Annotated in this window: 18 protein-coding genes; 2 read left to right on the plus strand and 16 right to left on the minus strand. The window is 39.4% G+C overall.

All coding sequences use genetic code 11. The features are described 5' to 3' along the window. Positions 1-18 precede the first annotated feature (18 nt). The 15 genes from IHV10_RS19155 to gpr all read right to left on the minus strand — a co-directional run bounded on the left by IHV10_RS19155 (position 19) and on the right by gpr (position 16115). Entirely contained in the window at positions 19-1350 is a 1332-nt protein-coding gene (locus IHV10_RS19155) for an NfeD family protein (RefSeq protein WP_370629678.1), read from the minus strand. A gap of 101 nt (positions 1351-1451) precedes the next feature. Beyond that, positions 1452-1895, minus strand: coding sequence for a GatB/YqeY domain-containing protein (locus IHV10_RS19160; protein WP_197133216.1), 444 nt, complete (start codon positions 1893-1895; stop codon positions 1452-1454). Positions 1896-1915: 20 nt separating this feature from the next. Beyond that, positions 1916-2089 carry a 30S ribosomal protein S21 gene (gene rpsU, locus IHV10_RS19165; RefSeq protein WP_066237650.1) on the minus strand — a complete coding sequence of 58 codons (174 nt, stop codon included), beginning with the start codon at positions 2087-2089 and terminating at the stop codon, positions 1916-1918. A 145-nt stretch (positions 2090-2234) separates the two neighbouring features. Continuing rightward, positions 2235-2909, minus strand: a complete 675-nt coding sequence (gene deoC, locus IHV10_RS19170; protein WP_197133218.1) for a deoxyribose-phosphate aldolase — start codon at positions 2907-2909, stop codon at positions 2235-2237. A gap of 163 nt (positions 2910-3072) precedes the next feature. Beyond that, the gene (gene mtaB, locus IHV10_RS19175; protein WP_197133219.1) at positions 3073-4425 is read right to left on the minus strand and encodes a tRNA (N(6)-L-threonylcarbamoyladenosine(37)-C(2))-methylthiotransferase MtaB; all 1353 of its coding nucleotides are present in this window, start codon (positions 4423-4425) and stop codon (positions 3073-3075) included. Between the two features lie 5 nt (positions 4426-4430). Next, on the minus strand, positions 4431-5183 hold the full coding sequence (locus tag IHV10_RS19180) for a 16S rRNA (uracil(1498)-N(3))-methyltransferase (RefSeq protein WP_197133221.1): 753 nt from the start codon (positions 5181-5183) through the stop codon (positions 4431-4433). Between the two features lie 17 nt (positions 5184-5200). Then, positions 5201-6142 carry a 50S ribosomal protein L11 methyltransferase gene (gene prmA, locus IHV10_RS19185; protein WP_197133429.1) on the minus strand — a complete coding sequence of 314 codons (942 nt, stop codon included), beginning with the start codon at positions 6140-6142 and terminating at the stop codon, positions 5201-5203. 299 nt (positions 6143-6441) lie between these two features. Beyond that, entirely contained in the window at positions 6442-7554 is a 1113-nt protein-coding gene (dnaJ, locus tag IHV10_RS19190) for a molecular chaperone DnaJ (RefSeq protein WP_197133223.1), read from the minus strand. Between the two features lie 173 nt (positions 7555-7727). Next, the gene (dnaK, locus tag IHV10_RS19195) at positions 7728-9557 is read right to left on the minus strand and encodes a molecular chaperone DnaK (protein WP_197133237.1); all 1830 of its coding nucleotides are present in this window, start codon (positions 9555-9557) and stop codon (positions 7728-7730) included. Between the two features lie 34 nt (positions 9558-9591). Beyond that, positions 9592-10164 carry a nucleotide exchange factor GrpE gene (gene grpE, locus IHV10_RS19200; protein WP_197133240.1) on the minus strand — a complete coding sequence of 191 codons (573 nt, stop codon included), beginning with the start codon at positions 10162-10164 and terminating at the stop codon, positions 9592-9594. Positions 10165-10189: 25 nt separating this feature from the next. Next, a complete protein-coding gene (gene hrcA / locus IHV10_RS19205) occupies positions 10190-11215 on the minus strand; it encodes a heat-inducible transcriptional repressor HrcA (RefSeq protein WP_197133243.1) in 1026 nt (341 codons plus the stop codon). Positions 11216-11295: 80 nt separating this feature from the next. Beyond that, positions 11296-12441, minus strand: coding sequence for a radical SAM family heme chaperone HemW (gene hemW, locus IHV10_RS19210; protein WP_197133247.1), 1146 nt, complete (start codon positions 12439-12441; stop codon positions 11296-11298). A gap of 73 nt (positions 12442-12514) precedes the next feature. Further along, positions 12515-14353, minus strand: coding sequence for a translation elongation factor 4 (lepA, locus tag IHV10_RS19215; RefSeq protein WP_066396318.1), 1839 nt, complete (start codon positions 14351-14353; stop codon positions 12515-12517). A 230-nt stretch (positions 14354-14583) separates the two neighbouring features. Then, complete coding sequence (locus IHV10_RS19220) at positions 14584-14937, minus strand: DUF3679 domain-containing protein (protein ID WP_197133250.1); 354 nt, start codon at positions 14935-14937, stop codon at positions 14584-14586. A 68-nt stretch (positions 14938-15005) separates the two neighbouring features. After that, positions 15006-16115 (minus strand): GPR endopeptidase, encoded by a 1110-nt coding sequence (gene gpr, locus IHV10_RS19225; protein ID WP_197133253.1) that lies wholly within the window; start codon positions 16113-16115, stop codon positions 15006-15008. A gap of 156 nt (positions 16116-16271) precedes the next feature. On the opposite strand from gpr, the gene rpsT reads away from it, so the two are divergent. After that, entirely contained in the window at positions 16272-16538 is a 267-nt protein-coding gene (rpsT, locus tag IHV10_RS19230) for a 30S ribosomal protein S20 (RefSeq protein WP_066291124.1), read from the plus strand. A 370-nt stretch (positions 16539-16908) separates the two neighbouring features. Here the strand turns inward: rpsT and holA are convergent, their stop codons facing one another. Beyond that, the gene (holA, locus tag IHV10_RS19235) at positions 16909-17934 is read right to left on the minus strand and encodes a DNA polymerase III subunit delta (RefSeq protein ID WP_197133257.1); all 1026 of its coding nucleotides are present in this window, start codon (positions 17932-17934) and stop codon (positions 16909-16911) included. A 286-nt stretch (positions 17935-18220) separates the two neighbouring features. On the opposite strand from holA, the gene IHV10_RS19240 reads away from it, so the two are divergent. Next, the gene (locus IHV10_RS19240; RefSeq protein WP_082820577.1) at positions 18221-18352 is read left to right on the plus strand and encodes a YqzM family protein; all 132 of its coding nucleotides are present in this window, start codon (positions 18221-18223) and stop codon (positions 18350-18352) included. Positions 18353-18372 lie beyond the last annotated feature (20 nt).

An 18372-nucleotide genomic window follows, 5' to 3' on the forward strand; every position in this document is an offset into this window, starting at 1 on the left:
ACACTCTCCATTCGTTATTTATTCATTATTTTTTTCAATAGCTCTTACTACAACACGTCCACCAGAAACTTTAATGATTTTTACAGTCGTGCCTTTTTCAATATACGATCCTTCAGTTACTACATCTAAGAACTCATCATCAAGCTTTAAACTGCCAGAAGGGCGTAATGTTGTCGCTGTTACGCCAATCCTGCCTGTTAAATCTTCACGTTCTTTGTGAGATAGATAACCTTTTTCAGAGCTCGTTGAATCAAATAGTACGAGTTTCTTTAAAGAACCGTTATAACCAAATGATCGTAAGAAGAAGTAAGATCCAATGATTGTAACAACAATCGCAATTGCAATGGCGATTAAGATTCCTGTTAATGATCCACCTGCCATGATCAATCCTGTTAACACGGCCAACACCCCCAGTATACCGATAATACCACCTGGTAGAAACAACTCTAGGATCAGTAAGATCAGTCCAACACCAAATAAAATAATTGCTTCCCAACCGGCAAGACCGGCTATCATATGACCGTAAAAAAATAGCAATAATGATAATGCACCGATAGAACCTGCAATTCCAAAACCAGGTGTATAGAGCTCTAATACAAGACCTAAGCTTCCTAAAGATAAAAGAATAGGCACGACAACAGGATTTGTAACAAAACGTGCTATCTTATCCGCGAAAGTAGGATTAGACTCTAAAATCTTAGCATCCTCCAAATTCAGATGTGCTAGCAGTTCTTGACGATCTTCTGCAATTTTTTCTGCATATCCTACTTTTAATGCTTCACTGGCTGTAAGAGTAAGCAGCTCACCTTTTTCTAAGCCAAGTTCAGGAATCTCAACGTCTGGGTCTACCATCGCCTCAGCATATATGGGAGTCCTCTCATTCAGCTCTGCTGCTGCGAGCATTTCCGCTTTCCAAGCAGACTCTGCTTTTTGTCCAGCGGTATTTCCTTGGCTATCGATGACAGCGGCAGATCCAATTGTTGTAGATGGCTTCATAACAATTTGGTCGGCATTTAAGGCGATATACGCTCCTGCTGAAAAAGCATTTTTAACCACGTAAGCTGTAATTGGAATTTCTGAGTCTCTCATGACTTTTGCAATATGTAATGCTGCGTCTACTCGGCCACCAGGAGTATAGATCTCTAGAACGATATGATCCGTTCCATCTTTTTTTGCCTTTTGGATACTTCGATCTAAAAACGCTTCAAGACCTCTTTCTACTTCATGTTCTACAGGTATAAAAGTAACCGTCTTTCCTTTACCTGCTGAGAATACTTGTGAAGTTGAAAGCACTCCATATATTCCCCAGATCAGACAAAGCATATAGATGAGCAGTCGAATCCTTTTCACAAACTAACACCCCCTCCACTCTATTTTACGTTAATTTGTGGAAAAAAGTTTCAAAAAATAAGAAAACGCCCTGTATAAATACAGAGCGTTTGTCATTTCAATTATGATAGTTGTTGCTGAACAATACGATTAACGAGTCCGCCATCGGCTTTCCCTTTAACTTTAGGCATGAGAGCCCCCATAACTTTACCCATATCAGCTTTTGAAGCAGCACCTATTTCAGAAATGGTTTGAGCAACGATTTCTTGAAGTTCTTCTTCTGTGAGCTGTTTTGGTAAATATGGCGTAAGAACAGCAATTTCATCTTGAAGTCCAGCGACTAAATCATCGCGGCCAGCTTTTTCGAATTCTTGGAGGGAGTCTTTTCTTTGTTTCATTTCGCGTACAAGAACGGTAAGCTCTTCTTCCTCATTTAATTCACGGCCTTGCTTGATGGCCTCATTTTGAAGTGATGCCTTAAGCATGCGAATTACAGAAAGCTTCTGCTTGTTCTTGTCCTTCATCGCTTGTTTCATATCTTGATTTAATTCATTAAGAAGACTCATATTACTAACTTACACCCCGCTTAGAACTTACGCTTTCTTGCTGCCTCAGCCTTCTTCTTACGCTTTACGCTTGGCTTTTCATAATGCTTGCGCTTTTTAACTTCAGCCAATGTTCCATCTTTGGAAACGGATCTTTTAAAACGACGAAGAGCATCATCAATGGATTCATTCTTGCGAATACGTGTTTCTGCCATTTGTATTTCCCTCCCTCCAGACCACCCTTACATAAAGTAAAGATGCGTCACATATCTTTTGCCATTATAATATATCCTTGCAATACGGTCAACTCAATTTAAACAAGTTGGTCGGAGAGAGCAGGTAATTATTCAAAAACAGATATTAATAGTCTGAAGTGGATGTTCCGCCTTCAACAATCGCGATTCCTGCACTAGCACCAATACGAGTCGCACCAGCTTCAATCATAGCTAAAGCTGTCTCACGGTCTCTAACTGCTCCAGATGCTTTTACACCAATATTTGGTCCAACAGTTTTACGCATTAATTTGATATCTTCTACAGTTGCTCCACCAGTAGAGAATCCTGTTGAAGTTTTAACAAAATCAATTCCAGCTTTTACAGCAATTTCACATGCTTTTACTTTTTCTTCATCCGTTAAAAGACACGTTTCAATAATGATTTTAGTAAGTGCTTTACCTTTAGCTGCTTCAACAACAGCACGAACATCTTGTTCAACTAGCTCATAGTTTCCATCTTTTAAAGCCCCAATGTTAATAACCATATCAACTTCAGTAGCACCATTTTCAATCGCATTCTTCGTTTCGAACGCTTTTACTTCTGGAGTGTTTGCACCTAATGGAAAACCAATTACAGTACAAACCGCTACATCTGAACCTTTTAATTGTTCGAATGCTGTATAAACCCAAGTTGGATTAACACAAACAGAAAAGAAATTATATTTTTTAGCTTCCTCACAAAGAGTTAAGATTTCTTTCTTTGAAGTTTCAGCTTTTAATGCTGTGTGGTCGATCATTCTTGCAACGTTTAAATTGCTCATTTCAACAAACCCTTTCTAAATAAAAAAATTAAACAACGTTAGTATCATAACAAATTTTTCGACATAAATCGAGCATCTAAAATATTTTTACAGAGAGGTACAATAAACACCCGAAACCCCTAGTATGTTTTTAAAAAAACATCCTGGTATGAACGCCAGGATGTTAGCTTGATACAGCTTGCTTTAGGATTTCTTCCATTTCTTGTTTTACAAAGACACCTTTATTATAAGGATACCCAGCTTCAGTAATTTTCACTTTTACTAATTTCCCAATCATCTCTTCGTTTCCTTCAAATAAAACTTTAAGATAGTTTGGTGTGTATCCTACGTATAGTTTGTTCGTAGTGTCTTCTTTAAAAGCCTCTTCAGGAATTACTTCAACAACTGTATCTTCATAGTTGGATGCATATTCTTTAGCTAATTGATCTGAAAGAGCGATCAGCTTGTGTACACGTTCGTTCTTAATATCCTCTGGGACCTGATCCTCCATCTTAGCAGCTGGTGTACCAGTACGCTTAGAATAAGGGAATACATGAAGTTCCATAAATTTATGTTTCTCAATGAATCGATACGTCTCCATGAACTCTTCCTCAGTCTCACCTGGAAAACCAACAATTACATCTGAAGTAATCGCAAGTCCTGGAAGTGCTTCTTTAAGACGGTCTAATCTTTCACCGAACATTTCCATTGAATATTTTCTTCTCATTCGTTGGAGCACAGTGTTTGAACCAGATTGAAGTGGTATATGCAGATGAGGAACTACTTTGTCTGATCTGCCCATAACTTCAATCACTTCATCTGAGATCTGGCTAGCCTCAATCGATGAAATACGGATACGTTTTAATCCAGAGATGTTCTTATCAAGGTCATCTAACAGCTTCGCAAAAGAATAATCCTTCATATCTTCTCCGTATCCAGCTGTATGAATGCCTGTTAGAACGATCTCTTTGTAACCAGAATCTACAAGCTGCTGTGCTTGAGAAAGTACATCTTCAGGTTTACGAGAACGAAGGAGGCCTCTTGCCCAAGGAATAATGCAGAACGTACAAAAATTATTGCAGCCTTCCTGTATCTTAAGCGATGCTCTTGTTCGATCAGTAAATGCAGGAACATCTAGTTCCTCATATACACGTGCCTTCATGATGTTTGAAACTCCATTAATAGGCATACGTTCTTCTTTATATTGTTGAATGTAAGTGAGCATTTTAGAACGGTCTTGCGTGCCGACAACAACGTCAACTCCTGGAATCGCCATAATCTCAGCAGGCGACGTTTGAGCGTAACAACCTGTAACGCAAATAACAGCGTCCGGGTTCTTTCGAATGGCTCTCCGTATAACCTGTCTGCTTTTTTTATCTCCCGTATTCGTTACGGTACATGTATTGATCACATAGACGTCTGCTGTACTATCAAAATCTGTACGTTCGTATCCTTCAGCTTGAAAAAGCTGCCAGATCGCTTCTGTCTCATAGTGGTTTACTTTACAACCTAATGTATGAAATGCAACGGATGGCATATTGATCACCCCTTTAATTCAAAATGATATGATATAGCTGATAATAGATACAACGGTGCTGTTTCCGTTCTTAATATCCTCGGACCCAGCCCGCACAATACAAATCCATGATCACTTAACAAGGTTGCTTCTTTATCACTGATGCCACCTTCTGGACCGATCACACAAAGGATTGAGTCTCCTAAATCAGCTGAGCTTAAAGCTGAAGCAAATTTAGAAATTTCGTTCTGTTTTGCTTCTTCTTCAAATGCAACGATTTTTATCTTATACTGTTCTGCCATTTTTAGCAAATCAGAAAAAGAACCAGGATTCAAAATGACTGGAACCCGGTTTCTATGTGACTGTTCTGCTGCTTCTTTTGCGATTTTTTCGAGTCTTTCTTTTTTCTTAACTGCTTTTTTGTCATCCCACTTTACAACAGATCGGTCTGCAGAAAATGGAAAAAAGGATAAAGCACCAAGTTCGGTACCTTTTTGGATGATGTATTCTAACTTATCCCCTTTTGGCAGTCCTTGAGCAATGGTAACAGAGACAGGAAGCTCAGCACTCTTCTCAATATCATTGACGATCTTCGTCTCTACTTCGGTACCGTCGACCTCTATGATTTCACACAAAGATGTACGGCCTTTGTTATCACAGCAGATGAAATGGTCTCCTACTTGCATTCTCATCACCTTTAAGATGTGCTTGGCATCGTCCCCTGTAATCGTAACGACGTCATCTTTCCAGTTTTCTGATGAAACAAAGTACCTTTGCATGAAATGCACTTCCTATCCTATTCCTTATTTTGAGCAACAATCGCAACCCAATCTTCCATCTCTAGTACTTCTACGATCTTGAATCCGTGCTCTTCCAATTTTGCTTTGACATCGCGTTTTTTCCCTTGAATAATTCCGGACGTTATAAAATAACCCCCTGGCTTTAACACTTTAGCTGTATCTTCAACAAACAAGAGTATGATTTCTGCTAAAAGGTTCCCTACTACAAGGTCAACTGGGCCTTCAATCCCTTTTAAGAGATCATTCTGATCAACCTGCACTTTTTGGTTTACTTTGTTCAATTTCACATTCAAACGGGCAGAATTTACTGCAACTTCATCCAGGTCATACGCCTCAACTTTGTTAGCACCTAACATAGCTGATGCAATGCTTAATACACCAGATCCTGTTCCAACATCAATCACTGAATCACCTTCAGCAATATATTTTTCAATAGCTTGTAAGCTCATAACAGTTGTTGGATGTGTTCCTGTACCAAACGCCATACCTGGATCAAGTTCAATAATAAGTTCATCAGAATGTACAGGTTTATAATCTTCCCATGTAGGAGTGATCGTGATCCGCTTTGAGATCTTTACTGGCTTATAATATTTTTTCCAAGCGGTCGCCCATTCTTCCTCATTCACTTCTGAAATGGAAATCGTGTTTGCCCCGATATCAATATCAAATTTCACAAGATTTGTGATCGATTGTTTGATTTCTTCTACCGTTTCACCTAAAAAACTGTTAACAGGTAAGTAAGCTTTTAATATTACACCTTCAGAAGGATAATCTGAAGGGTTCAGCTGATAGATTTCGCCAAATACGGATTGACGCTCTTTTGAGAGGTCATCTACATCCTCAATCACAACTCCGCTAGCTCCTGCCTCATGTAAAATATTCGATACTGGTTCAACAGCTTCCTGAGTAGTGTGGATGCTAATCTCTGACCATTTCATCATATCAACTCCGTTTATTAGTTTGGCTTTTAAAAATTTCAAGCAATTCCCTTGGCACTATTGAGGGTGGTTGATTTCCACACCAGGTTGCTCGCTTTCCGCGGGGCGTGCGGTGAGCCCCCTTGCCGCTCTGCACCATAAGGGGTCTCACCTGGCCGCTCCTCCCGCAGGAGTCTCGCACCTTGCGTTCCAATCAACTTGTCAATGATGTTTATACACATAAAGCAACAATCTTTTAGAAAAAAACTTAAAGATTCCTTAATGCTTGTAGGAATATATTTAGGTATTTCATATGGGTTTTACTCGCCTTTAAATGCACGTTTTACTTTGTCGAAAAATCCATCTTGTTGCTCATCCGGCATGCTTCCACTGATTTCTGAGAAGTCACGAAGAAGCTGCTTTTGTTTTTCTGTTAGATTTTTTGGTGTGATGACTTTAATTTGAATGTGCTGGTCACCTTGACCTCTTCCGTGAACGTTCTTAACACCTTTTCCTCTTAAGCGGAAATGAGTTCCTGTCTGTGTACCTGCTGGAATCTTCAGCTTAACTTTTCCATATAGTGTCGGAACTTCAATCTCATCACCTAATGCGGCTTGAGAGAACGTTAACGGCATCTCACAAAGGATATCATCTCCATCACGTTCAAAGAACTCATGATCTGCTACTTGGAAGACCACATAAAGATCACCCGCAGGACCGCCGTTCACCCCTGCTTCACCGTGTCCAGACATACGGATCTGCTGGCCATTGTCTACACCAGCTGGCACTTTAACAGAAATCTTCTTGTTTTTGCGCACTTTCCCATTACCATGACACGTCTTACATTTGTCTTTTATGATTTTTCCTGTTCCACTACAGTGATTACATACTCGGCGATTAACAATACGGCCAAACGGTGTGTTCTGTTCAACATTCAACTGACCGCTTCCGTTACAATGTGAACACGTCTCAGGCTTTGTTCCTGGCTTTGCACCCGATCCATGACACGTTTCACAAGATTCTTCTGTAGGAATCTGTATTTCGGTATCTTTACCGAATACCGCATCTTCAAAAGATAGTCTAAGACCATACTGAAGATCGTTTCCTTGACGAGGACCGTTTGGATTTCTTCGTCCTCCTCCTCCACCAAAGAACATATCAAAAATATCGCCAAAGCCATCAAAACCAGCTCCGCCCCCACCGAATCCTTGGTTTGGATCGGTATGGCCAAATTGGTCATAATGTGCTTTCTTTTGAGGATCACTCAGTGTTTCATAAGCATCTTTTACTTCTTTAAATTTATTTTCCGCATCTGCCTCTTTATTTACATCTGGGTGATACTTTCTGGCAAGTTTACGGTATGCTTTTTTCACCTCATCGTTTGAGGCATTTTTATCTAATCCAAGTACTTCGTAATAATCTCGTTTACTCATATAGGACACTCCCGAATTCTCACATAAAAGTTATCTTACCATTGAATACCACCTGACTCAAGACGAAAACTGCAAAGGTTTTGTTACGTCTTAAGTCAAATTAACTAAAAAAGTCAACTCAGAAAAAAAGTCAAAGTCAAGATGACCTGACTTTGACTTTTATCTGCTAAGTGTTACTTTTTATCGTCGTTTACTTCTTCGTAATCAGCGTCTACGATGTTGTCATCGTTCTTCGTTGATTGTCCTTCTGCATCGCCCTGAGCTTGAGCTTGTTGAGCTGCTTGCTCATAAAGTTTTACAGAAAGTTGTTGAACGATTTCGCTCAATGCTTCTTTTTCTTTCTTAATCGTTTCGATATCGTCACCTTCAAGAGCTTTTTTCAAGCTCTCTTTTGCTTCTTCAGCTTTCTTCACTTCAGCTTCGTCTACTTTGCCTTCAAGGTCTTTCAACGTTTTATCAACTGTGAAAACAAGTTGATCTGCTTCATTTCTAGTGTCGATCTCTTCACGTTTCTTCTTATCCGACTCTGCATTTTCTTCAGCATCTTTTACCATGCGATCGATTTCTTCATCAGAAAGTCCTGTAGAAGATTTAATCGTAATGGATTGTTCTTTGTTCGTACCTAGATCTTTAGCACGTACGTTTACAATACCGTTCGCATCGATGTCAAAGCTTACTTCGATTTGAGGCACTCCGCGTGGTGCTGGTGGGATCTCAGATAACTGGAATCTTCCAAGCGTCTTATTGTGTGCTGCCATTTCACGCTCTCCTTGAAGAACATGGATATCTACTGACGTCTGGTTATCAGCAGCCGTTGAGAACGTTTGAGATTTTGAAGTTGGAATCGTCGTGTTACGATCGATTAATCTTGTAAACACGCCGCCCATCGTTTCAATACCTAATGAAAGTGGTGTTACGTCAAGAAGAACAACATCTTTCACATCTCCTGCAAGTACTCCACCTTGAATTGCAGCACCAAGTGCAACAACTTCGTCAGGGTTTACGCCTTTATGCGGATCTTTACCTGTGAACTTCTTGATTGCTTCTTGTACAGCTGGAATACGAGTTGATCCACCAACAAGAATAACTTTATCAAGGTCAGATGGTGACATCCCAGCATCATTTAGCGCTTGACGAGTAGGTCCCATCGTACGTTCAACTAAGTCTGAAGATAGATCTTCAAATTTTGCACGTGATAAGTTTAATTCTAAGTGCTTAGGTCCAGAAGCATCAGCTGTGATGAACGGTAGTGAGATTTGTGTAGATGTTACACCAGAAAGGTCTTTCTTCGCTTTCTCTGCAGCATCTTTTAGGCGTTGTAGTGCCATTTTATCTTGAGAAAGATCGATACCGTTCTCTTTCTTAAATTCGCTTACTAGATAGTCGATGATCACTTGGTCAAAGTCATCTCCACCAAGCTTGTTATCACCAGATGTTGCTTTAACTTCGAAGAAGCCATCTCCTAGTTCAAGGATGGAAACGTCAAACGTACCACCACCAAGGTCAAATACTAAGATTGTTTGGTCTTCATCTTTTTCAAGTCCATATGCTAATGCAGCTGCTGTTGGCTCGTTTACAATACGCTCAACTTGAAGTCCAGCAATCTGCCCAGCATCTTTAGTAGCTTGACGCTGTGCATCATTGAAATATGCAGGAACTGTAATTACCGCTTTTTCAACTTTTTCTCCAAGATAATCTTCGGCATGAGATTTTAATTTTTGCAGGATGATCGCAGAGATCTCTTGTGGCGTATAATCTTTGCCTTCAACTGTTTCTTTATGATCAGTTCCCATGTAACGTTTGATCGACATGATTGTGTTCGGGTTCGTTACAGCTTGTCGTTTTGCTACTTCTCCAACTGAACGATCTCCATCTTTGAAAGCTACAACAGATGGTGTTGTACGGTTACCTTCCGGGTTTGGAATAACTACCGCTTCTCCACCTTCCATAACAGCTATACAAGAGTTTGTTGTACCTAAGTCAATACCGATGATTTTACTCATGTTTTTTCCCTCCATCATTCATATGTAGTTTTATCTACGCGTTTACTTTTACCATCGCAGGTCGAATAACTCGATCTTTTAACATATAACCTTTTTGCAGTTCCTCAATAACTGTATTGGATTCTATTTCAGAATCTTCCACTTGCATAACTGCTTGATGCAGGTTGGGGTCAAACGTTTGACCGACTGACGGAATTTCTGTCAGACCTTCTTGTTTAAGTGCATCCGCTAGTTGACGATAAACCATTTCCATTCCTTGAATAAGGGTTTTGGTCTGATCGTTTGTAGCTTCAGTCTTCAAAGCACGCTCAAAGTTATCGAGTGCAGGTAATAACTGTTCAAGAAGACTTTGAGATTTATATTTAAGGCTCGCTGCCTGTTCTTCTCTTGTTCTGCGGCGGAAATTATCATAATCCGCTTGAAGGCGAAGATTTTTTTGGCTGGCTTCCTCAAGCTTTGCTTCTAGCTCTGAAATCCGTTGTTGTTCTTCAGTTAGAGGTTCTTCCGTAGTAGATTCCACTTCTTCAACAACAACTTCTTCTGTTTCTGTTACTTCTTCATTCACATCAGTTTGTGTTTGATCTTGAGTGATGTCCTCTTTGTTCATGCTTTCACCTCCCTAAAGTAATCCACTAATTTGAAAAATCGTTTAATATGTTGGTCATTTCCTTTGACAATGAATCTAATAATGAGATGACCTTTTGATATTCCATTCTGGTTGGACCGATTAATGAGATCGTACCTATATGTTTACCATGCATCGTGTAAGAGGCATTGATAACACTACAATTCTTCATCGCTTCATGCTCATTTTCTGTTCCGATCCTTATGGTAAGCCCTTTTTCTGTAGATGACACGAGCTTTTCCATTAAGTCACGCGTTTCTAAAAAATCTAGAAGCGGTCTAACTTTATCTAAATCTCGAAATTCAGGCTGAGAAAGCATATTTGTTTTCCCGCCATAAAAAAGCTTTTCCTTCTTGCTCCATAAAAGAAGCTGATCTAAGAATACGCCCATGTTTTGATAATCTTTAAGGTGTTTTTTAAACACCGCCGAAAGTTCTTTTTGTATCCGTGTGTTCAATTCTATCAATCGAACACCTGCAAGCCTTTCGTTTAGAATATTCACGAGCTTTTCTAGTTCTGAAGGTTCAATCGTATCAGGCAGTACAATCTGTCTGTTCTCAACATGTCCCGTGTTCGTCACAAAGATTGCCACTGCGACTTGGGAAGAGATCGGAATGATCTGCATGTGCTTTAACTTCATGTCTAATGCGTTAGGTCCTAACACTACAGATGTATAGTTTGTCAGATCTGATAGAATCTTAGCTGATTGATCAAATAATGCCTCTGCCTCCTGGACCTTTTCTGTAAATAAAAATTCTGAATGACCTATCTCACTCTCTTTCATAGAAAGAGAAGGAAGCAGGTGGTCCACGTAAAATCGATATCCTTTTTCAGATGGTATTCTACCAGATGATGTATGGGTTTTCTCTAGAAAGCCAAGATCCTCCAAGTCCGCAAGTTCGTTTCGAATCGTTGCGGGACTGTAGGTAATGTCCTCTCGTTTAGAGATCGTACGGGAACCCACAGGCTCAACATGCTTAATATAGTCATCTATTAAAACACGAAGAATAAAGAGTTGTCGTTCCGTTAACATACCATCACCCCACTTGTTAGCACTCTTAAAGAGCGAGTGCTAAATCTATAATATAAGTTACCAAAAGGTACTCTCCGTTGTCAATCTAAAACTACACCAATAAATTCTTGGAAGACTTCGTTGCCTAATGGTCTTCCATCCTTGGTTAAAACGAGCGTGTCTTCTCGCTGTTCTAGCCAGCCTTTTTGAATGAGTCTTTGAATAGGTTCTTTATAAATATCAAACATGGATCTGCCATATCGACTCATAAACGTCGTATCAGAAACACCTTCCTGTTTCCGAAGGCCCATGAACATTTCTTCTTCCATCTTTTCAGATAGTGGAACCTGATGTTCTTCGATATACGGAAAACCATGTTCCGCGACCAAGTTCATATATTGTTTTAGTGGACCCGCATTTCTTCTTCTTGTTCCTTCAACATAACTGTGAGCCCCAGCACCTATACCAAAATATTCGTTATTGTTCCAGTATTGGAGATTATGCTTGCTCTCAAACCCTGGAATTGCAAAATTGCTGATCTCATATTGTTTGAAACCTTTTTTATCAAGTGCCTCAATTAAATATTCATACATGGCAGCTTCAAGCTCTTGCTCCGGAAGAGTCAACTTTCCTTTTTGAGCCAAGTTATAAAAAACGGTTTTCTTTTCGATCTGCAGCGAATAAGAAGAAATGTGAGGAACATCTAATGCTAATGCTTCATCTACCGATTCCTTAAACATATCCATCGTTTGGCCTGGTAATCCAAACATGAGGTCGATCGACATGTTATCAATACCTGCTTTTTTTGCCTCTCTAACCGTAGAATAGATATCTTCTTTGTTATGTGTTCTGCCTAATTTTTTTAACAAAGAAGACTGGAAAGCTTGAACGCCAACACTTAGCCTGTTAACTCCATTCTCTTTTAAAACTGCAATTTTTTCTTTTGTTGTCTGCTCTGGGTTCGCTTCAACAGTGAATTCTTTTAGAGATCTGTTACCTAGCACTTCATTCACATCACTCAAGAACGTCTGCAGCTGCTGTTCGCTCAAAGAAGTTGGTGTTCCACCACCTACGAAGATGGTTTCCATCTCATAATCCTTGAATCTCGTCGTTGTATGAATCATCTCTTTTTTCATAGATTGTAGATATTCATCCACTGGCTGCTGATGAATAAATATCTTGTTAAAATCGCAATAATGACAAATTTGTACACAGAATGGAATATGCAGATACGCCGCTTTTAGCAAGATGTTCACCGCCTTTTTGTCTCATAAATTAGGAAAGACCGCTAGAATTGCCTTCGCGGTCTTAAGTTGCTTTTTATTTGTTGTTATTATTTGTATCATCCATACGAAGAACCGCCATGAACGCTTCTTGCGGAACGTCTACTCGACCGATGGTCTTCATACGCTTCTTACCTTCTTTTTGCTTATCTAAAAGCTTACGCTTACGAGAGATATCTCCACCGTAACATTTAGCCAAAACGTTCTTACGTAATGCTTTAATGTTTGAACGAGCCACAATCTTCTGTCCGATTGCCGCTTGGATCGGCACTTCGAACTGCTGACGCGGAATAAGCTCTTTCAGCTTTTCAACGACTACCTTTCCACGCTCATATGCAAAATCTTTATGAACGATTACAGACAGTGCATCGATCTTCTCGTTGTTCAGTAATATTTCCATTTTAACCAGCTTAGATGGTTTATAACCAATCAATTCATAGTCAAGAGATGCATATCCCTTCGTACTCGATTTCAACTGATCAAAGAAATCATACACGATCTCTGAAAGAGGAATCTCATATAAGACATTTACACGGTTGTTTTCTAAATAATCCATCGTCATGAAGATACCGCGTTTCTTTTGACAGATCTCCATAATCGTACCAACATAATCGTTCGGCGTCATGATAGATGCTTTAACATAAGGTTCTTCAACTACAGAAATCTTCTGTGCTTCTGGCATGTTCGCCGGGTTATCAACAATGATCTTCTCTCCATCCGTCATCGTAACATTGTAGATAACACTCGGAGCTGTCGCGATCAAGTCGATGTTGAACTCACGCTCGATACGCTCTTGGATGATCTCCATGTGAAGCAGTCCTAAGAATCCGCAACGGAAACCAAAACCAAGTGCTTGAGATGTTTCTGGCTCATATTGAAGAGCAGAATCATTTAACACTAATCGTTCTAACGCTTCACGAAGATCGTTATATTTCGCTGTGTCTACTGGATATAATCCGCAGTAAACCATCGGGTTCATCTTTCTATAACCAGGCAGAGGTTCAGATGCGCCTTTTACTGCACTCGTTATCGTATCCCCGACTTGTGTGTCTCCAACATTTTTGATCGAAGCGGTTAAGAATCCTACATCACCAACCGTTAAAAAGTCTTTTTGAACCGCTTTTGGTGTAAACACCCCAAGCTCAAGTACTTCAAACTCTTTACCTGTCGCCATCATCTTAATCTTATCGCCGACTTTTACTGTACCTTCAGCTACTCGAATATACGTAACAACACCTCTATATGGATCATAAAGAGAGTCAAAGATAAGTGCTTTTAACGGCCCTTCCGGATCACCAGGTGGCGCCGGTACTTTTGCTACGATCTGTTCAAGAATATCTTGAATACCGATACCCGCTTTAGCTGAAGCAAGTACTGCCTCTGACGCATCCAGTCCGATAACATCCTCAATCTCCTGACGCACACGTTCAGGCTCTGCACTTGGCAGATCGATCTTGTTGATAACCGGTAATATCTCTAGATCGTTCTCAAGTGCGAGATACACGTTTGCGAGCGTCTGTGCTTCAATCCCTTGAGCAGCATCCACGATAAGCAATGCTCCTTCGCAGGCTGCTAAGCTTCTAGACACTTCGTATGTAAAATCTACATGTCCTGGGGTATCAATTAAGTGGAACGTATAAATCTCGCCATCTTTAGCTTTATATTGAAGCTGAACGGCATTCAATTTAATCGTTATTCCACGTTCACGTTCAAGATCCATCGAGTCTAACAGCTGCTCTTTCATCTCACGCTGTGTTAGTGCACTCGTTTCTTCCAAAATTCTGTCCGCTAAAGTGGATTTCCCATGGTCAATATGTGCAATTATGGAGAAATTCCTGATCTTAGCTTGTCTTTTTAATTTTTCTTCTCTATTCATTATACGTTCACTCCTACAATTTTAGGAAAAGTCACTAGCTTTGATTATAGCAATACAAAGTATCTGTTTCAATCACAACCTAAAAAAATAGGGTGAAGGCGCGTTTTACGTTCATAGTAACTTTTTACAAAATTTTATTCTGTTCATTTTGATCATTTTTAAATTCTATGGTGAATGGTGAAAGTCATTTAAACAAAAAGAACCGATAAAGGATAGAATCCTCTATGGTTCTAGGGTGAAAATACAGCTAGCATCTCACTAATGATAACACCAAATATAGAGATCATGACACCAAAAGCTGATGAAATCCACGATGTAAGTCTTTGTCCAAGTGCTGAAAACACATTGAACGAATCTATTTTACTTAACGTTTCTTGTTTCGCTTTTATATCATGACTTGTTGCTGAGGCAGGGTTTTGTTTCGTTTCTTCTTGTTTGATTGAAGGATTTGAACTTGATTCAACACTTTCTTGTGAAGAGCCTTTTAGCTCATCCATTTCAAAGTGTGCTTTTTGAATACCAAATAAAACCCCAAATAAAAGAATAGTTACCAGTCCGAAACACTTTAACATAAATTTTGTCATGATCATTCCTCCATGTGGGGATATACGATTTCAATTTATGCACAAGCTTGTCCAAACATGACTAAAACTTAATGTGTATAAGCAGAAGTATTTCCTTGATCGATTCCACCATGAAGAGCTGTATTTAAACCATTCGCCAAAACATTAGCCATGTCCTCAATAAACACATCAACTTCTTTAGGTGTGACCATCAAGTTATGTCCGATCGGCGCAAGCACTTCACGAATCAATCGAAGCTTTTCATCTTCTTCTAAGACACCAACAATTCCTAAGAACGATTTACGATGATCTTCCTCTGGCAAATCATCGTCAGTAAGTACTTTCTTTTCCCCAAACGTCATACCCGCTGGCAAGAGGGATTTAGAAGGTTTATCCTTCTCATTCATCTCACGCCCAAAGTGCTTGAGGATAAAATCGATCGTATCACTTGTGATCGTTGCCGCATCAACAACTGTGGGAATGCCTATAGAGATAACCGGTATACCTAACGTTTCTTTGCTAAGCTCTTTACGCTTGTTTCCAACACCCGATCCCGGATGGATACCTGTATTTGAAACCTGAATCGTAGCATTCACTCTTTCAATCGAACGAGAAGCTAGCGCATCGATTGCAATGACAAAGTCCGGATTTGCCTTTTTTACGATACCATCGATGATATCACTCGTTTCTATACCTGTAATGCCCATTACTCCAGGCGAAATCGCACAGACCGGTCGAAAGCCCTCTTCAACGTTTTCGGGAGCTAACTCGAACAGGTGCTTTGTGATCGTCAAATTTTCAACAACTAAAGGTCCCAAAGAATCTGGCGTTACATTCCAATTCCCTAACCCCACAACGAGACAAGTGTCATCCTGTTTGATGCCTTGTTCTATTAAGAATGAATTAAAATCATGCGCAAATACTTCTTGTACGCGTTCTTGAAGTTTTGAATCTTTTTCACGAATTCCTTGAACTTCAAAAGTGACATACACGCCTGCCTTTTTCCCGGTAGTCTCTGCTCCCTTTTCGTCGATCTCTACTCTAACGATCTTGATACCATCTCTATCTTTTTCATGTATAATGACACCCTCTAGCGTGCTTTTATTAACAACTTCATCTTCTTTTAATAACATATCGTGCGCTTCAATAGCCAAATCCGTTCGCACTGAATAGGCTGACAAGTCTAAATCCTTACCCATAATCTACCACCTTCCTTTGTATTATTTTTGCCGCAACTCTTCCTTTTCATTCTTGTATTGCATTTAGAGGGCGATTTTGATAGAATACTTTGTGTCCTATTTTTTGCAACGGAAAGTAATTTTGTTGCTCATGGTTCATTTAGGGAGGTGAATGGATTGGCTAATATTAAATCAGCGATTAAACGTGTAAAAACTAACGAAAAGCGTCGTGCACACAACGCTTCACTAAAGTCTGGCATGCGTACTGCTATCAAAAACTTTGAAGCACTTGCAGCTTCAAACAATGCAGAAGGTGCTCAAGCAGCTTTTGTTACTGCTTCTAAGAAGATTGACAAAGCAGCAAACAAAGGACTTATCCACAAAAATGCAGCTTCTCGCCAAAAGTCTCGTCTTGCTAAGGCTTTAAACGGTGTTAACGCATAAATTGAAGGATGAAACCCGAAAAACGGCCTTACACCAATAGGTCGTTTTTTTATTTTGCAGAACTTTTTATAAAAGCCAGCTCATCTTAAGCAGATGAGCTGGCTTTTAGTATGTTTGTACATCGAAACTGTTACATTATGGAGTTCATTCATGTGCCACTTATACCTCATTAATACAAGATTTTTCAGTATCAATTCTAAAAATTTAGGCGTTAATACGGCGAGTTTTTAGCTTAATTCGGCGAGTCGTCATATCTAGTCAAATAATCAGCTTTTTATACCCTCACCCTTCACCTACAAAGTATGCAAAAATTTCTTATTCATAAAAAAAACCTCTTTTTCAATGTCTGAAAAGAGGTTTTGAGACACACTCATGAGCCTTGTGAGAGTTTTACGATTTCCAACTCCAGTAAAAGTACTTTGTCCATCTGGCCCGTTTTTAATTTATAATCAGTTTCTGCAAATTCATTCAGACAGTTACGAAGAAAAACTTCATGAAATCGATTGGCATGCTTTGCAGCCAACTTTACTGCGTAAGGATGTAATTTTAGTGAAGAAGCAATTTGCTTTTCTCCATATCCTTTCTTCTGCAGTTCTTTAACACCGTTAATCATTCTAAATTGCCTCGTAATCAAAGCGTGGATTTGAATCGGCTCTTGATTTTGTTTCATAAGATCATAAAAGCTTCTAAGAGCTTGTTCTGTTCTTTTATGCACCACATGATCAACTAATGCAAACACGTCATCTTCAAGAGTTCTAGCCACTAATGAATCCACGGTTTTCTTTGTGATAACTCCATTCTCACCTACAAAGAGTGCCATCTTTTCCATTTCTTTTGCTAGTACAGCCATATGTGTACCTAGCCTTGATAGAAGCAGTTGTATCGCTTCTCCATCGATGGAGACCTCTAAATTCACAGCTTCTTTTTGAAGCCATTTTTCAGCGGTATCATTACTAAGCCCTGAAACCTGAATCACTTCGGCTTGCGCTTTTACCTGTTTTACTATCTTCTTTCTTTCATCGAGCTTTTCGTGAGGAACTACAATGACTAACGTTGTATAATCTGCAGGATTTTGTATGTATTGTTCAAAAACTTTGAAATCGTGTTCGATTTTTGTTTTTTCTTTAGCAGCAGTTAAAAATGTTGCGTTCTTTATAACGACAACGCGACGTTCTCCCAAGAACGGCATTGTTTCTGCGTCTTCCATTATTTCTTGAACCGAGATTTCATCCAAATTATGTACACTTAAGTTAAAGTCCTTTTCATCAGGAGACAAAAGGCTTGATATGGTTTGTATAGCTTCTTCCGCTAAATATGTTTCCGTGCCCCAAATCAGATAGATCGGAGATGTCTCTTTGTTCTTAATCTTCTTTTTTAACGTTTCTACTGTAAGCACCTTTTTCACCTCTATCTCTTATCCTATGAGGAACTAAGGGCATTTGCAAGCAAAAGAAGGAACAGCGCATATGTCTGTTCCTTCATTTATGATAAACACTAACACCAAAACGATATAATCGTTCGAGGCTAGCTTTAATAGGATATCCTATGCATTTTTAAAATATTGGTGACAACGAATCTCATCTTTGGTAAGTTTTAGATAAAACACATAAAAGAAAGCATTTTCAGTATGGATTTTTTAAAAATGATAACGTATACTAAGGATGGATTAGGAGGGTTGTCACATGAACCATTTCGAAAAAGATGTACAGAGTAAGCGTAACGACCTTATTGATTCCGGCATGGGCTTTGTTGTATCATTTGGATTCTTTACGGTAATCTTCGCCATCGGAGTCATTCTAAAAGCAATCGCATAATACATAAAAAAAAGACCGAA

It is taken from the genome of Fictibacillus sp. 5RED26 (assembly GCF_015903895.1).
Lineage (GTDB): Bacteria > Bacillota > Bacilli > Bacillales > Fictibacillaceae > Fictibacillus > Fictibacillus phosphorivorans.

Coding starts and splice junctions, on each gene's coding strand:
- mtaB (WP_197133219.1), bottom strand. CDS start 4,425: ATGCCATCCGTTGCATTTCATACATTAGGTTGTAAAGTAAACCACTAT.
- dnaJ (WP_197133223.1), bottom strand. CDS start 7,554: ATGAGTAAACGAGATTATTACGAAGTACTTGGATTAGATAAAAATGCC.
- deoC (WP_197133218.1), bottom strand. CDS start 2,909: ATGAGCAATTTAAACGTTGCAAGAATGATCGACCACACAGCATTAAAA.
- dnaK (WP_197133237.1), bottom strand. CDS start 9,557: ATGAGTAAAATCATCGGTATTGACTTAGGTACAACAAACTCTTGTATA.
- IHV10_RS19220 (WP_197133250.1), bottom strand. CDS start 14,937: ATGACAAAATTTATGTTAAAGTGTTTCGGACTGGTAACTATTCTTTTA.
- hrcA (WP_197133243.1), bottom strand. CDS start 11,215: ATGTTAACGGAACGACAACTCTTTATTCTTCGTGTTTTAATAGATGAC.
- IHV10_RS19160 (WP_197133216.1), bottom strand. CDS start 1,895: ATGAGTCTTCTTAATGAATTAAATCAAGATATGAAACAAGCGATGAAG.
- grpE (WP_197133240.1), bottom strand. CDS start 10,164: ATGAACAAAGAGGACATCACTCAAGATCAAACACAAACTGATGTGAAT.
- rpsU (WP_066237650.1), bottom strand. CDS start 2,089: ATGGCAGAAACACGTATTCGCAAGAATGAATCCATTGATGATGCTCTT.
- IHV10_RS19240 (WP_082820577.1), top strand. CDS start 18,221: ATGAACCATTTCGAAAAAGATGTACAGAGTAAGCGTAACGACCTTATT.
- IHV10_RS19180 (WP_197133221.1), bottom strand. CDS start 5,183: ATGCAAAGGTACTTTGTTTCATCAGAAAACTGGAAAGATGACGTCGTT.
- gpr (WP_197133253.1), bottom strand. CDS start 16,115: ATGGGTAAGGATTTAGACTTGTCAGCCTATTCAGTGCGAACGGATTTG.
- prmA (WP_197133429.1), bottom strand. CDS start 6,142: ATGAAATGGTCAGAGATTAGCATCCACACTACTCAGGAAGCTGTTGAA.
- lepA (WP_066396318.1), bottom strand. CDS start 14,353: ATGAATAGAGAAGAAAAATTAAAAAGACAAGCTAAGATCAGGAATTTC.